Source organism: Erwinia papayae (assembly GCF_058241465.1).
In genome coordinates, this window is record NZ_JBZCHT010000013.1 from 295815 (window position 1) to 307874 (window position 12060).

At 50.7% G+C, this 12060-nt stretch carries 12 protein-coding genes, 1 pseudogene and 1 riboswitch; of the genes and pseudogenes, 4 read left to right on the forward strand and 9 right to left on the reverse strand.

From position 1 onward, the window contains the following. From cpdA to nudF, 3 genes are read right to left on the reverse strand one after another with little or no spacing between them, the layout of a single operon-like run. Positions 1-828, reverse strand: a complete 828-nt coding sequence (gene cpdA, locus AC3RPL_RS17490) for a 3',5'-cyclic-AMP phosphodiesterase (protein WP_034936935.1) — start codon at positions 826-828, stop codon at positions 1-3. A 47-nt stretch (positions 829-875) separates the two neighbouring features. Continuing rightward, positions 876-1304, reverse strand: coding sequence for a DUF1249 family protein (locus tag AC3RPL_RS17495; RefSeq protein ID WP_261642210.1), 429 nt, complete (start codon positions 1302-1304; stop codon positions 876-878). Then, complete coding sequence (gene nudF, locus AC3RPL_RS17500; protein ID WP_034936932.1) at positions 1301-1936, reverse strand: ADP-ribose diphosphatase; 636 nt, start codon at positions 1934-1936, stop codon at positions 1301-1303. The genes AC3RPL_RS17495 and nudF overlap by 4 nt, the downstream gene beginning before the upstream one ends. Positions 1937-2152: 216 nt before the next feature. On the opposite strand from nudF, the gene tolC reads away from it, so the two are divergent. From tolC to AC3RPL_RS17515, 3 genes are all read left to right on the forward strand, one after another. Further along, entirely contained in the window at positions 2153-3619 is a 1467-nt protein-coding gene (tolC, locus tag AC3RPL_RS17505; RefSeq protein WP_490740989.1) for an outer membrane channel protein TolC, read from the forward strand. A 140-nt stretch (positions 3620-3759) separates the two neighbouring features. Further along, complete coding sequence (locus AC3RPL_RS17510; RefSeq protein WP_261642273.1) at positions 3760-4431, forward strand: DUF1190 family protein; 672 nt, start codon at positions 3760-3762, stop codon at positions 4429-4431. Between the two features lie 6 nt (positions 4432-4437). Further along, positions 4438-5598 (forward strand): glutathionylspermidine synthase family protein, encoded by a 1161-nt coding sequence (locus tag AC3RPL_RS17515; RefSeq protein ID WP_490740990.1) that lies wholly within the window; start codon positions 4438-4440, stop codon positions 5596-5598. Positions 5599-5631: 33 nt separating this feature from the next. On the opposite strand, the gene ygiD is transcribed toward AC3RPL_RS17515, so the two are convergent. Both ygiD and ribB read right to left on the reverse strand, forming a co-directional pair. Then, the gene (ygiD, locus tag AC3RPL_RS17520) at positions 5632-6414 is read right to left on the reverse strand and encodes a 4,5-DOPA-extradiol-dioxygenase (protein WP_490740991.1); all 783 of its coding nucleotides are present in this window, start codon (positions 6412-6414) and stop codon (positions 5632-5634) included. A 962-nt stretch (positions 6415-7376) separates the two neighbouring features. Next, complete coding sequence (ribB, locus tag AC3RPL_RS17525) at positions 7377-8033, reverse strand: 3,4-dihydroxy-2-butanone-4-phosphate synthase (protein ID WP_490740992.1); 657 nt, start codon at positions 8031-8033, stop codon at positions 7377-7379. 104 nt (positions 8034-8137) lie between these two features. Beyond that, a riboswitch (FMN riboswitch) is annotated at positions 8138-8289 on the reverse strand. A 147-nt stretch (positions 8290-8436) separates the two neighbouring features. Here ribB and ubiK point away from each other — a divergent pair. Continuing rightward, entirely contained in the window at positions 8437-8721 is a 285-nt protein-coding gene (gene ubiK, locus AC3RPL_RS17530) for a ubiquinone biosynthesis accessory factor UbiK (RefSeq protein WP_490740993.1), read from the forward strand. 190 nt (positions 8722-8911) lie between these two features. Here the strand turns inward: ubiK and hldE are convergent, their stop codons facing one another. The 4 genes and pseudogenes from hldE to AC3RPL_RS17550 form a co-directional block, all read right to left on the reverse strand. Continuing rightward, on the reverse strand, positions 8912-10339 hold the full coding sequence (gene hldE / locus AC3RPL_RS17535) for a bifunctional D-glycero-beta-D-manno-heptose-7-phosphate kinase/D-glycero-beta-D-manno-heptose 1-phosphate adenylyltransferase HldE (protein WP_034936923.1): 1428 nt from the start codon (positions 10337-10339) through the stop codon (positions 8912-8914). Between the two features lie 117 nt (positions 10340-10456). Next, positions 10457-11251: pseudogene (locus tag AC3RPL_RS17540) on the reverse strand ([protein-PII] uridylyltransferase family protein); the annotation flags it as partial. Positions 11252-11489: 238 nt separating this feature from the next. Further along, the gene (locus AC3RPL_RS17545) at positions 11490-11795 is read right to left on the reverse strand and encodes a DUF1889 family protein (RefSeq protein WP_490738530.1); all 306 of its coding nucleotides are present in this window, start codon (positions 11793-11795) and stop codon (positions 11490-11492) included. A 65-nt stretch (positions 11796-11860) separates the two neighbouring features. Beyond that, positions 11861-12055, reverse strand: a complete 195-nt coding sequence (locus AC3RPL_RS17550) for a hypothetical protein (protein WP_490738529.1) — start codon at positions 12053-12055, stop codon at positions 11861-11863. Positions 12056-12060 lie beyond the last annotated feature (5 nt).

Sequence of the window (12060 nt, forward strand, 5' to 3'; positions counted from 1 at the left end):
TCAGTAACCCTCTGCATCGGGATCGGGACTGAAAGCACGGGTTTGCAGGCGTTCAACTCCTGTCTCCACCCGACCATTGTCGTACAGTTCCAGCCAGCGCCAGCCGGGCGCTTCAGAATCGATGGTGAAATTGGTGCAGTGTGGCTTGAACTGGACGCAGGTTGAAGGGGTGGCTAACAGGCGACGACCATTCCAGTTGAGGTCTAACTCCTGGTGGATATGTCCGCACACTAAGGTGGCAGCCAGCGGATAGCGTTGCAACACCGCTTCCAGCATCGTTGAGTTACGTAAACTGTGCTGATCGAGCCAGTTACAGCCGGAAGGCAGCGGATGATGATGCAGTAACACCAGGGTATGACGGTTGGGTTCCATTGCCAGCGTTTTATCCAGCCACTCCAGCTGATAATCACTGAGTTCACCGTGGGGTACGCCAAATACCTGACTGTCCAGCAACACTATTTGCCAGTTATCGCCCGCCAGCACATGTTTTGCATCAGCAATGCTCGTTTCTGCCAGCGTGCTGTACATGGCGGGCTGAAAGTCATGATTGCCCGGTAACCAGACGCAGGGCGCAGCAAGACGCGAAACGCCCTCAGCAAAATGCTGATAGGCTTCTACGGTATGGTCCTGAGCGAGATCGCCAGTAGCAACGATTAAATCATACGGCTGCTGACCGGCTGAGATAGCCTGTAGCACCGCATCAAAACTGGCCCAGGTGTTCACACCTAAAAGCGTTTCGTTTTTACCGGCAAAAAGATGGGGATCCGTTATCTGTAAAATCCTGATGCAGGCCCCGCTTTGAACAGGAAGTTTTAACTGGCTATCCAATCACAATCCTTAAAGTTAACGCTATCGCAGAAGGTCCCGTTGCCTTACTAAACCGGAACAGCCACCGCGCCATGTGTTAAACAGTAACGCAACCAGTCGGCCAGAAACTGGTTTATCTGATGCTTTTCATCACGCTGATGCAGCTTTTTGTTCGGGTAATCATAGCGTGCTTTGAAGCGATAGATCTGCTGTGTGGAACACACTTCCGCGACCCTCGCATCATGGTAAAGCCGGACCGTCATCGCAGGCAGGCTCCAGTAACTGACCGCCGGCGCAATTTGCTTAATCTCAACCAGAGTGGTGTAGCGGGTTGACTCAAGGATGGTCAGCGTATAACTGGCACCGTGGACCTGATAAGTCACTGACTCAGTTGCCTGTTCATCTTTTGCACCAGGCAACAGGCGACGCAACTGGGCGAAATTCGTTTCGCAGATGCGCATCATCTCAGGAAAATCAGGCACGTAGCGCTTAATCATTCGTTTTTCCACTCTTCTTGAAGTTTTTTATGGTGCAGTTCGAGCCATTGCAAAGCGATGACAGAAGCCGCGTTATCTATTTTCCCCTCTTCCACCCATTGGTATGCCTGTTGACGGCTGACCACATGAACAAGAATATCCTCATTCTCTTCCTCCAGCCCGTGGTTTCCCTGCGCCACGCTGGCATCCACTTCCCCCACCAGAATCGCCAGTCTTTCGCTGGTGCCGCCGGGACTGGCCAGATAATTAAGCACCGGCCTGACACGACCCGGGGTTAATCCTGCCTCTTCTTCCGCTTCACGGCGGACAACATCTTCCGGTGTTTCTCCCGGCTCAATAATACCGGCCACTAATTCTAACAGCCAGGGCGTTGCGCTGCTGTCAAAGGCCGGGATGCGGATTTGCTCAATCAACACCACTTCATCGCGCTGCGGATCGTAAGGCAGCATTGCAGCGGCATGACCACGCTCAAAAACATCCCTTGTTACTTCACCACTCATTTCTCCACTGAACAAGCGGTGGCGAAAATGATATCGAATGAGTGAAAAAAAACCACGGTACAACGTCTCCCGTGCAATAATTTCTACATCGTTTTTGGTGAAAGTCACCGGATATTTTTTGTCGGATTCCATCGGGTTCTCCCTTTGTGCCTGATAGTGGTAAAAACAGGAAAAAGCCATCCCTGCCGCGCACTGAGTGTAGTTCTTAATGAATTATTTAAGTAAATTATGGCAACATGGCACTTTCCGCCAACTTATCTCTCTTGTTTACTCTGCTAGAATCGGCGGTAATTTTTTGGCTTACGTCAGCGCTATCAGAGTAGCTTTGCTGCACAACAAGGAATGCAAATGAAGAAACTGCTCCCGTTACTTATCGGCCTGAGCCTGGGCGGCTTCAGCGTCGCCAGTCAGGCAGAAAATCTGCTGCAAGTCTATCAGCAGGCTCGACTGTCTAACCCCGACCTTCGCAGTTCAGCAGCCGATCGCGATGCGGCCTTTGAGAAAATTAATGAAGCGCGTAGCCCACTTTTACCGCAATTAGGCCTCGGGGCAGATTATACCTACAATAATGGTTACCGCGACAACAGCGGACTGCACTCCAACACCACCAGCGGCTCTCTGACTCTGACGCAAACCATTTTTGACATGTCAAAATGGCGCGCATTAACGTTGCAGGAAAAAACAGCCGGTATTCAGGATGTCACTTATCAAACCGCACAGCAAACACTGATTCTGAACACCGCTACCGCCTATTTCAACGTCCTGAACGCCATCGATACGCTTTCCTATACCGAAGCGCAAAAACAGTCAATCTACCGCCAGTTAGATCAAACGACGCAACGTTTTAATGTTGGCCTGGTAGCCATCACCGATGTGCAGAATGCCCGCTCACAGTACGACAGCGTACTGGCCAGTGAAGTTACCGCACGCAACACCCTGGACAACAATCTTGAAACGCTGCGGCAGGTAACAGGTAACGACTATCTAAGTCTGGCCTCACTGAATGTCGACAGTCTCAAACTGGAAAAACCTCAGCCGGTGAATGCCCTGATGAAAGAGGCTGAAAGCCGCAACCTGAGCCTGTTATCCGCCCGTCTGAATCAGGATCTGGCGCGTGAGCAAATTCGCTCAGCAGAAACCGGCCACATGCCAACGCTGGACCTGACTGCCTCAACCGGCTTGTCCAACAGTAAATATGGCGGTAGTCGCGCCAATCAGAGCAGTTCTACTACGGACAGCATCACCGGCAGTAATCAGGTAGGACTGAGCTTCAATCTGCCTCTTTACGCTGGTGGTTCAGTAACATCCCAGGTAAAACAGGCGCAATATGCCTATGTTTCTGCCAGTGAGCAGCTGGAAAGCGCTCACCGCACTGCGATTCAGACCGTACGTTCCTCTTTCAACAATGTGAACGCCTCTATCAGCAGTATTAACGCTTACAAACAGGCAGTGATCTCAGCGCAGAGTTCACTTGATGCCATGGAAGCAGGTTACCAGGTGGGTACCCGTACTATTGTTGACGTACTGGATGCCACCAGTACGCTCTACAGCGCAAAACAACAGCTCGCCAATGCGCGTTACAGCTACATGATTAACGAACTGAACATTAAATCTGCCCTGGGCACATTAAATGAACAGGATCTGCTGGCGCTCAACGGTCGTCTGGGTAAAGAAGTTGCCACTTCCCCTGACAGCGTAGCGCCTGAAAATCCCCAGCAGGTTGCAGCAGTGGATAACAATCAGAGCAGCACGCCAACGTCCTCCACTGCGGCGGCTGTGCAGTCTGGCGGTAAACGCAATCCCTTCAGCCATTAATCATTCGGGCAGCGTTCGCTGCCCGCTCATCATTGAACGTATAGCTACGTAAAGATCCCCTTATCCCTTCGTCCCTCGCTTCAATTATCACCGCTATTCCCCTATTCTGAGCGCTACCTCTGGGCACAGGACAGAAGATGATGAAACGGACTAAAAAGATCAATCATGCCTCCTTTCGTAAAAGCTGGAGCGCACGCCATTTAACGCCAGTGGCGCTGGCAGTAACGGCGGTATTTATGCTGGCCGGTTGTGAACAGTCAGATGAAACCGTCTCGCTGTATCAGAATGCTGACGACTGTTCCAAAGCCAATCCTGGTAAGAGTGAACAGTGTACGACTGCGTACAACAACGCTAAAAAAGAAGCTGAAAAAACTGCTCCTAAATATGCCACTCGCGAAGACTGTGTCGCGGAATTTGGCGAAGGTCAGTGCCAGCAAACGCCTGCTCAGGCCGGTATCGGCACCAGCAATGCCGAATCACAACAAAGCGGCAGCTTCTGGATGCCGCTGATGGCAGGTTACATGATGGGACGCCTGATGGGCGGCGGCGCAGGTTTCGCCCAACAACCACTCTTTACCTCACGCGCACCGGGTAGTCCGGCCAATGGCAAATTTGTTGATGCCAGCGGTAAGAGTTTTGGCAGTGCCACGCCGGGTCGGACTATCACCGTTCCTAAAACCGCTATGGCACCTAAACCCGCAACCACCACTACCGTGACGCGGGGTGGATTTGGCGAAAGCGTCGCGAAGCAGTCAACGATGCAGCGCAGCAGCGCCACCTCTTCCGGCACCCGCCGCTCTGTCGGGGGCTAATCACTGATGAAACGTCTTGCTATCACGGAACGTCCGGGCTGGCGTGAAAAAGCAACTGAATTCGGCTTCCGCTTCCATACGCTGCACGGTGAGCCCTACTGGTGTGAAGATGCTTACTACCAGTTCACCCTGCAACAGATTGAAAAGTTGGAAGACGTCACCAGTGAGCTGCATCAGATGTGTCTTCAGGTGGTGGATAAAGTGGTTAGCAGCGAAGAGCTGCTGACCAAATTCCGCATTCCGAAACACACATGGGATTTCGTGCGCACCTCATGGAAAACCAGTCAACCCTCGCTCTACTCCAGGCTGGATTTAGCCTGGGATGGGCATGGGGATGCCAGGCTGTTGGAGAACAATGCAGATACCCCAACCTCATTATACGAAGCTGCTTTTTTCCAGTGGCTGTGGCTGGAGGATCAGCTCAATGCCGGACTTCTTCCCGCAGGTAGCGACCAGTTTAACAGCCTGCAAGAAAAGCTGATTGATCGCTTCGCAACGCTGCACCAACAGCATGGTTTTAGCTGGCTGCATTTCGCCTGCTGCCGTGAGAGTGATGAAGATCGCGGCACCGTACAGTATTTACAGGATTGTGCCACTGAGGCCGGTCTGCCCAGTGAGTTTCTCTATATTGATGAGATTGGCCTCGGTGAAAAAGGCCAGTTCAGCGACATCAACGACAGCGTCATTAGCAATCTGTTTAAACTCTACCCCTGGGAATTTATGCTGCGTGAAGTATTCTCTACCAAGTTGGAGGATGCAGGCGTTCGCTGGCTGGAGCCCGCCTGGAAAAGCATAATTTCTAATAAAGCGCTGCTACCCATGCTGTGGAAAATGTTTCCCAATCATCCGAATTTGCTGCCCGCGTATTTCGCAGAGGATAGCGTTCCGGCAATGGATAAGTACGTCGTGAAACCGCTGTTTTCACGGGAAGGGGCGAATATTCGTATTATGGAACATGGTCAGGAGATCGCCCGCGTTGATGGCCCTTACGGAGAAGAGGGCATGATCGTCCAGCAGTTTCATCCACTACCGAAGTTTGGCGACAGCTATACCTTGATCGGTAGCTGGCTGATTGACGATCAACCCGCTGGGATCGGCTTGCGTGAAGACACAGAGTTAATTACTCAGGATCTTTCACGTTTTTACCCGCACACCTTTCTTGAATAACAGCTCGGGTGGTAAATAAACCGCCCTCTGTAATTATCCCACCTGCACTGACAGCATACTTAACGAGGCCATCTCAAGACCATCAACCGGAATGGATAGTGTCTCTCCGGGCTGACGGGCGCCCAGCACATACAACAGCGGCAGGTAATGTTCCGGGGTCGGATTAGATAAAGCAGCACCATCGTGTTGCATGAAATTTACCAGCGGATGCTGCTCTGTAGGACCTTCCCAGCTAAGATTTTCTCTGACGTAGTCATCAAATGAGGAAGCCCACGGGTAAGGCTCAGCTTCGCCCTGCCAGCGAATCATGCGCAGGTTATGTACCACGTTACCGCTGGCGACAATCATGACCCCTTGCTTACGAAGTGCCGCAAGTTTACGGCCAAGTTCGAAGTGAAAGGCCGGGGGTTGGGTAGCATCAACACTCAACTGCACCATTGGAATATCGGCCTCAGGATACATTTTGATCAATACGCCCCATGAGCCATGATCGAATCCCCATTGTTGATTCATTTCCACATTGATCGGAGCCAGTATTTCAGCCACCTGACCCGCCAGAGCAGGCGATCCGGGTGCCGGATACTGGGTATCAAACAACGCCTGGGGAAAGCCACCAAAATCATGAATTGTGCGTGGTTTTTCCATCGCTGTTACAGCAGTACCCCGCGTGTACCAGTGAGCGGATATAGCCAGAATGGCTTTCGGTCGCGGCAGCGTTTTGCCTAACTCACGCCAGGTTTTAGTATAAATATTCTCTTCCAGCACATTCATTGGACTACCGTGGCCAAGAAAAAGAGCGGGGATTATCTGACTCATCGTGTTTGCTCCAAAGGACTTAATGTCAGTGATGTTACGCCCTTTTAACCACGATGAAACCGGAGAAAGATGATGAAGATCATCAGCAAATTTGAAGTAATATTTTTCTGAAGAGCAAAAAAACACGCAACAGATATCCCACCTGACCGACATTGAGTTAAGCGCTTTATATAAAATATCCTGCGTCTCTTATGATATAAACTCTTTCACACATCAATTTTTTAGAAAGTGAAAAATGCCGTGCATAGCAAAAAATAATAATTTGAAAGTTGAGGTTACTAATAGTATCTGTCACAACGAGTTGGCTAACACAACTTCTGTCAGTAACCTGACCACTAAAACAGGAAAAGTTAAAAACATCAGTTGTAATAAATCTGACATTATAAACTCACATGAGGTAAAGGATAGTTCGATACCATCCCTCAATATTGTCATATCATTTTCAGCGCAAAAAAATAGCTCTCACAGCATCAACGTTCTATCATCAGCTCGATTTGAAAATCATCCAGGCTCTGTTACTTCTGATGAGCCTCGGGAAAACGGCTCTGAATCACAAATGTCAATCGACTCCTCACAAGAGTACGAGATGTCCATTGATGTTTGATAAAAAAGCTTTTTCGAATCACAAATGTTTATCGACTCTTAAATGAAAGATATTTTTTCGGTTTCATGAACAGCCTAATAGCTAAAATTTTCCCCACACAGATTTTATATGACTTACGCGACAACATCACAGCGTCAAATACACTATTGAAATTGCGCCAGGGATATTCAGCAGATAATGAATCGATTATATATTCTAAAAATTATTAATATTTCTTTTTTGATCGTCCTCTGCACATTGCCATTTCATGGCAATCATTACGGGCATTGATCCAGAAAAGTAAAACGCTGAAGTAACTATTATGGCAGTTCTGGCCTGATTTTATCCAGGCCAGAATAAACGATTAAGAGATGAAATATCAGCTGGCCTGGAGCGTTTCACGGCTGCGACGATAAGCCACCAAATCGTCAATGGTCACTACCGGCATGTGGTGTTGTTTTGCAAATGCGATAACTTGCGGAGCATGAGCCATTGAGCCGTCATCGTTAGTCAGTTCACAAAGTACACCCGCAGGTTTGAAACCGGCCAGCGTCACCAGATCAACGGTCGCTTCAGTGTGACCATCACGGGTCAGTACACCGCCATTCTGAGCGCGCAGAGGAAACACATGGCCCGGGCGATTTAAATCACCGGGTTTGGCATTGTCAGCAATGGCCGCCCGGATCGTGGTGACACGGTCCTGAGCAGATACGCCAGTGGTTACACCCGTAGCCGCTTCAATCGTCACAGTAAACCCGGTGCCAAAAGCACTGGTATTGTTGTCAACCATCATGGGCAGTTCAAGTTGCTGACGGCGTTCCTCGGTAAGGCAGAGGCAGACAATGCCGCTACCGTGACGGATAGTCAGTGCCATCTGCTCAACGGTGATGGTTTCTGCGGCGAAGATCATATCTCCTTCGTTTTCACGATCTTCATCGTCCAGTACCATCACCCCGATGCCGTCGCGCAGAGCCGCGATAGCACTTTCCACACGCTGTTCCGGCGTGCCAAATTCTGATAAAAGCGACTGATTCATGGTAATAAACCTTATTAAATGTATGAGTTACCAGAATCAGGGCGATCTTAGGAGTGTCATGCAGACAAAAAATAACGGCGAGGCGACATAAAGCCGACTGGAATCGTTACTCTCTCCCATCCGGACTGTAACCGTCGGCCCCGGAATTACACCGGATCTGCTGACCTTTGAACCGGGAGGTCCAAAGCGCTCGCGGGCTTTCAGCCGAAGCTGATTTACCGCCGGTGGGGAATTTCGCCCCGCCCTGAGAATAAGCCCGTTCACTATAGCGCTGAAAAAAAATTGGGGCAACGAACAAAAACCGCATTAAGTTGCCCATTTTTCTGCTTTGACGTTTTCAGGTTTGTCCTTTCGGCTTATGGCATTACAATTACAGAAACTTTGCTGCTACCAGGAAGCCACCATGATTGACCCGAAAAAAATTGAACAACTTGCCCGCCAGGTTCATGACGCTATGCCGAAAGGGATACGCGAGTTTGGTGATGATGTTGAAAGCAAAATCCGCCAGACCTTGCAGTCACAGTTGACCCGGCTGGATCTGGTTAATCGCGAAGAGTTTGATGTGCAGACCCAGGTTCTGTTGCGTACGCGTGAAAAATTAGCTGCGCTGGAAAGCCGCATTGCCGCACTGGAGAGCAACAACACACCGGAACCTGCGGCAAAAGTTGAAGACAAGCCTTCGGCCTGAAAATGATAAGGGGGGATTTGGCCCCCCTTACCTCACCGAAAAGCACGTTTTGTGGACGTTTTTGCCGGGCATTTGCTGAAGCGGCCCTGACATAAATGAAGGCAGGTCAAAGCGAGCAAGGCCTTTTGAGAGCAGGAGTTATTCCCGCTGAGAGGCTGCCAAAGCCACTTCTTTAACGGGAACTCTTTATTTACCCTTTCGATTTGATGGCTTTAATAATGTTGGTTGTCGAGATGCCATCTTCAAAATTCAGCACCCGCACATCGCCACCATTGGCCCACACCTCTTTACTCCCTGCAATATCCTCTGGTTTATAATCACCACCTTTAACCAGCAGGTCGGGAAGGATTTCCGCGATCAGCCGCTGGGGGGTATCTTCTTCAAACGCAACCACCCAGTCCACCGCCTCAAGCGCCCCGAGAACAATCATTCTGTTCACGAGTGGATTAACCGGACGGCTTTCGCCTTTCAGACGCTTCGTTGAGTCATCGCTGTTAACCGCCACAATCAAACGATCCCCCAGTTTGCGGGCATTTGCCAGATAGGAAACGTGTCCGGCATGAAGGATATCGAAGCAGCCATTGGTCATCACCACCTTCTCACCGCGGCGGCGAGCCAGCGCCACGGCTTCCTGCAACTGCTCTTCGCTCATCACGCCGAAGCCTGATTCCGGACGGGCGCGAATCGCATTCTCCAGCTCAACCGGCGACACCGTGGAGGTGCCGAGTTTGCCTACCACCACGCCCGCCGCAGCATTAGCCAGGAAACAGCTCTCTTCCAGGGAATTACCTGCGGCCAGCGCAGCGGCAAGGACGCCAATTACCGTATCGCCCGCCCCGGTCACGTCATAGACTTCCTGCGCCTGGGTGGGCAGATGGAATGGCTCCTGACCGGGTTGCAACAGCGTCATACCATTTTCTGAGCGAGTAACCAGCAGTGCCGACAGCTCAAACTGCTGCATCAGCGCCATACCCCGAGCGACGAGGTCAGCGTCATCCTTACATTTACCGACCACAGCTTCAAATTCAGAAAGATTCGGCGTCAGGATCGTCGCACCACGATAGCGTTCAAAATCGGTTCCTTTCGGATCAACCAGCACAGGTACATTTGCTTCGCGGGCGATGCGAATAATGGTTTCCACGCTGGCCAGCGCCCCTTTGGCATAGTCGGACAGTACTAACGCACCAGCCTGTGGCAATGCCTGACGAATACGCTGGTGTAAAGGACCGACATCAACGCCTTCGAAACCCTCTTCGAAATCCAGGCGAATAAGTTGCTGGTTACGTGACAGGACGCGCAGCTTGGTGATGGTAGGATGGGTGGTGACGGCAACAAAATCACACTGAACATTAACACCACTCAGGGTATGATTCAGCGCTCGTGCAGCATCATCAACGCCGGTCAGGCCAACCAGGCGCGATTGCGCTCCCAGTGAGGCAATGTTCATCGCCACATTAGCCGCCCCGCCAGGACGCTCCTCAACGTTATCCACCTTCACCACCGGAACAGGGGCTTCGGGGGAAATGCGGCTGGTCGGGCCGTACCAGTAGCGATCCAACATCACGTCGCCAACGACAAGAACTCCCGCACGGTTAAAATCGGGCAGCGTAATTTTCATTCCAGAAACTCCTGACCAGTAGTCAAAAAACAGTGCGCGCGATGATAGCACAAGCTGAGTAGTACAGATATTTCGCCTTCACATCCAGGGTTGCGACCGGTCAATCGGACTGCGGCTTCACTCCTGCTCAAACCAACGCTGCCAGCTGGCATTGACCAACGCCTTTTCCGCAGCAAATCGCTCCGGCGACACCTGTCCCGCCTGTTCTTCCAGCGCAAGGTGATGCAGTTCATCGCGCAGGGTAACGTAGGCACAGGTGAGTGCCTGCGCCTCGTCCTGATCGATTAGGCCATTTTCAGCCATTAGCGTCAGGATCCGCACGTTATCAGACCAGCGAGTCAGCCTGGGGTCCTGATGCGCGTAACGCAGGACCAGATACTGGGTGATAAATTCGATATCGGTGATCCCCCCGCGATCCGCTTTAATATCCCAGCGATCTTTATATTTACTACCGAGATGCGTGCGCATTTTCTCTCTCATCTCCCGCACTTCTTTTTTCAGCGTCATGGCATCACGTGGCAGGGATAAAATAGCGTGGCGGATCTGATTAAATTTCTGCGCCTGAACGGCCCCACCGAAGACAATGCGCGCCCTCACCAGCGCCTGATGTTCCCATGTCCAGGCCTCATTGCGCTGATAGTCATCAAAAGCATCAAAGGTGCTCACCAGCATCCCGGCGGCACCTGAAGGGCGCAGGCGGGCATCCACTTCATACAGAATGCCGGACGACGTACGGGTGCTGAACAGATGCATTACCCGCTGAGCCAGACGCAGATAAAACTGTCTGCCATCAATGCTGCGCTCACCGCTGGTGAAAGATTCATCAGGACAGTCGTGCAGGAACACCAGATCGAGATCGGAACTGTGTCGATAGCTGAGCATTTTTAAATATCCTGTTGAATTTAAATGGTTTTAATTTGTATTGAATCAAATAATTACAAATATTACCCCACGGATTACCCCACAGAACGGCGCACAGCAACGGATGCAGGAAAAAGCATGAGAACATTTTGAAGCAGGGGATTATATCAGGGATGGTTGCTGAATGGGCTGAAAGCATGGGAACAAATCGCTGCTGTGTATACCGTAGCCGGGTAACTTCGAACATAAAAAAGGCCGCAAAAGCGACCTGTTTAATATGATCTAAAACTTACTTCATGGCTCGTAACTCTGAGGTGATTTTATCACCAAGCCGCCCAGGGTATTTAATTACCACACGTCCACCAGCCCCTGTTCTTTCGGCAAGGTCAGCAAGTTCTTTCGAGTTTCGCTCTGCCCATCCTTTCGAACGCGCCCATTCTAAAATATCACTATGGTTAAAGGGAACACCTTCGCTTTTCAGGAATTTCAGCATTTCTTTTGTTCTGCTCTCATCCAGTGGATGAGCAAGCATTCCTGCCGATGAATTATTGATAACGTTTAAATGTTCTAATGCCTTTTCCAGTATCGGATTCATACTGGTAACCTCCTGTAATTAATCTAAACGTCTAATAAATTAGCACAAAGAACATACAGAAATCCCTACTTTCTTCGTGGTGAAGGTTTACGCCAGATATAAGTTTTGCTGGCTGAACGCTCACGGTCTGCCCTGCGGCGCTGTGCGGTCAGTGCACGGTAGAGGGTTTGCCGGATAATCAGGCGGTCTGTGCAGTCCAGCTCGCAGCCATCCTCCCGCATGGCTCCGGCCAGTGCTTCAGCAATGTTTTTGTGCGGCATGGATA

Bases quoted from the DNA above. Each gene is read 5' to 3' on its own strand.
- AC3RPL_RS17495 (WP_261642210.1), bottom strand. From the start codon at position 1,304: ATGATTAAGCGCTACGTGCCTGATTTTCCTGAGATGATGCGCATCTGC.
- nudF (WP_034936932.1), bottom strand. From the start codon at position 1,936: ATGGAATCCGACAAAAAATATCCGGTGACTTTCACCAAAAACGATGTA.
- tolC (WP_490740989.1), top strand. From the start codon at position 2,153: ATGAAGAAACTGCTCCCGTTACTTATCGGCCTGAGCCTGGGCGGCTTC.
- AC3RPL_RS17510 (WP_261642273.1), top strand. From the start codon at position 3,760: ATGAAACGGACTAAAAAGATCAATCATGCCTCCTTTCGTAAAAGCTGG.
- AC3RPL_RS17515 (WP_490740990.1), top strand. From the start codon at position 4,438: ATGAAACGTCTTGCTATCACGGAACGTCCGGGCTGGCGTGAAAAAGCA.
- ygiD (WP_490740991.1), bottom strand. From the start codon at position 6,414: ATGAGTCAGATAATCCCCGCTCTTTTTCTTGGCCACGGTAGTCCAATG.
- ribB (WP_490740992.1), bottom strand. From the start codon at position 8,033: ATGAATCAGTCGCTTTTATCAGAATTTGGCACGCCGGAACAGCGTGTG.
- ubiK (WP_490740993.1), top strand. From the start codon at position 8,437: ATGATTGACCCGAAAAAAATTGAACAACTTGCCCGCCAGGTTCATGAC.
- hldE (WP_034936923.1), bottom strand. From the start codon at position 10,339: ATGAAAATTACGCTGCCCGATTTTAACCGTGCGGGAGTTCTTGTCGTT.
- AC3RPL_RS17545 (WP_490738530.1), bottom strand. From the start codon at position 11,795: ATGAATCCGATACTGGAAAAGGCATTAGAACATTTAAACGTTATCAAT.
- AC3RPL_RS17550 (WP_490738529.1), bottom strand. From the start codon at position 12,055: ATGCCGCACAAAAACATTGCTGAAGCACTGGCCGGAGCCATGCGGGAG.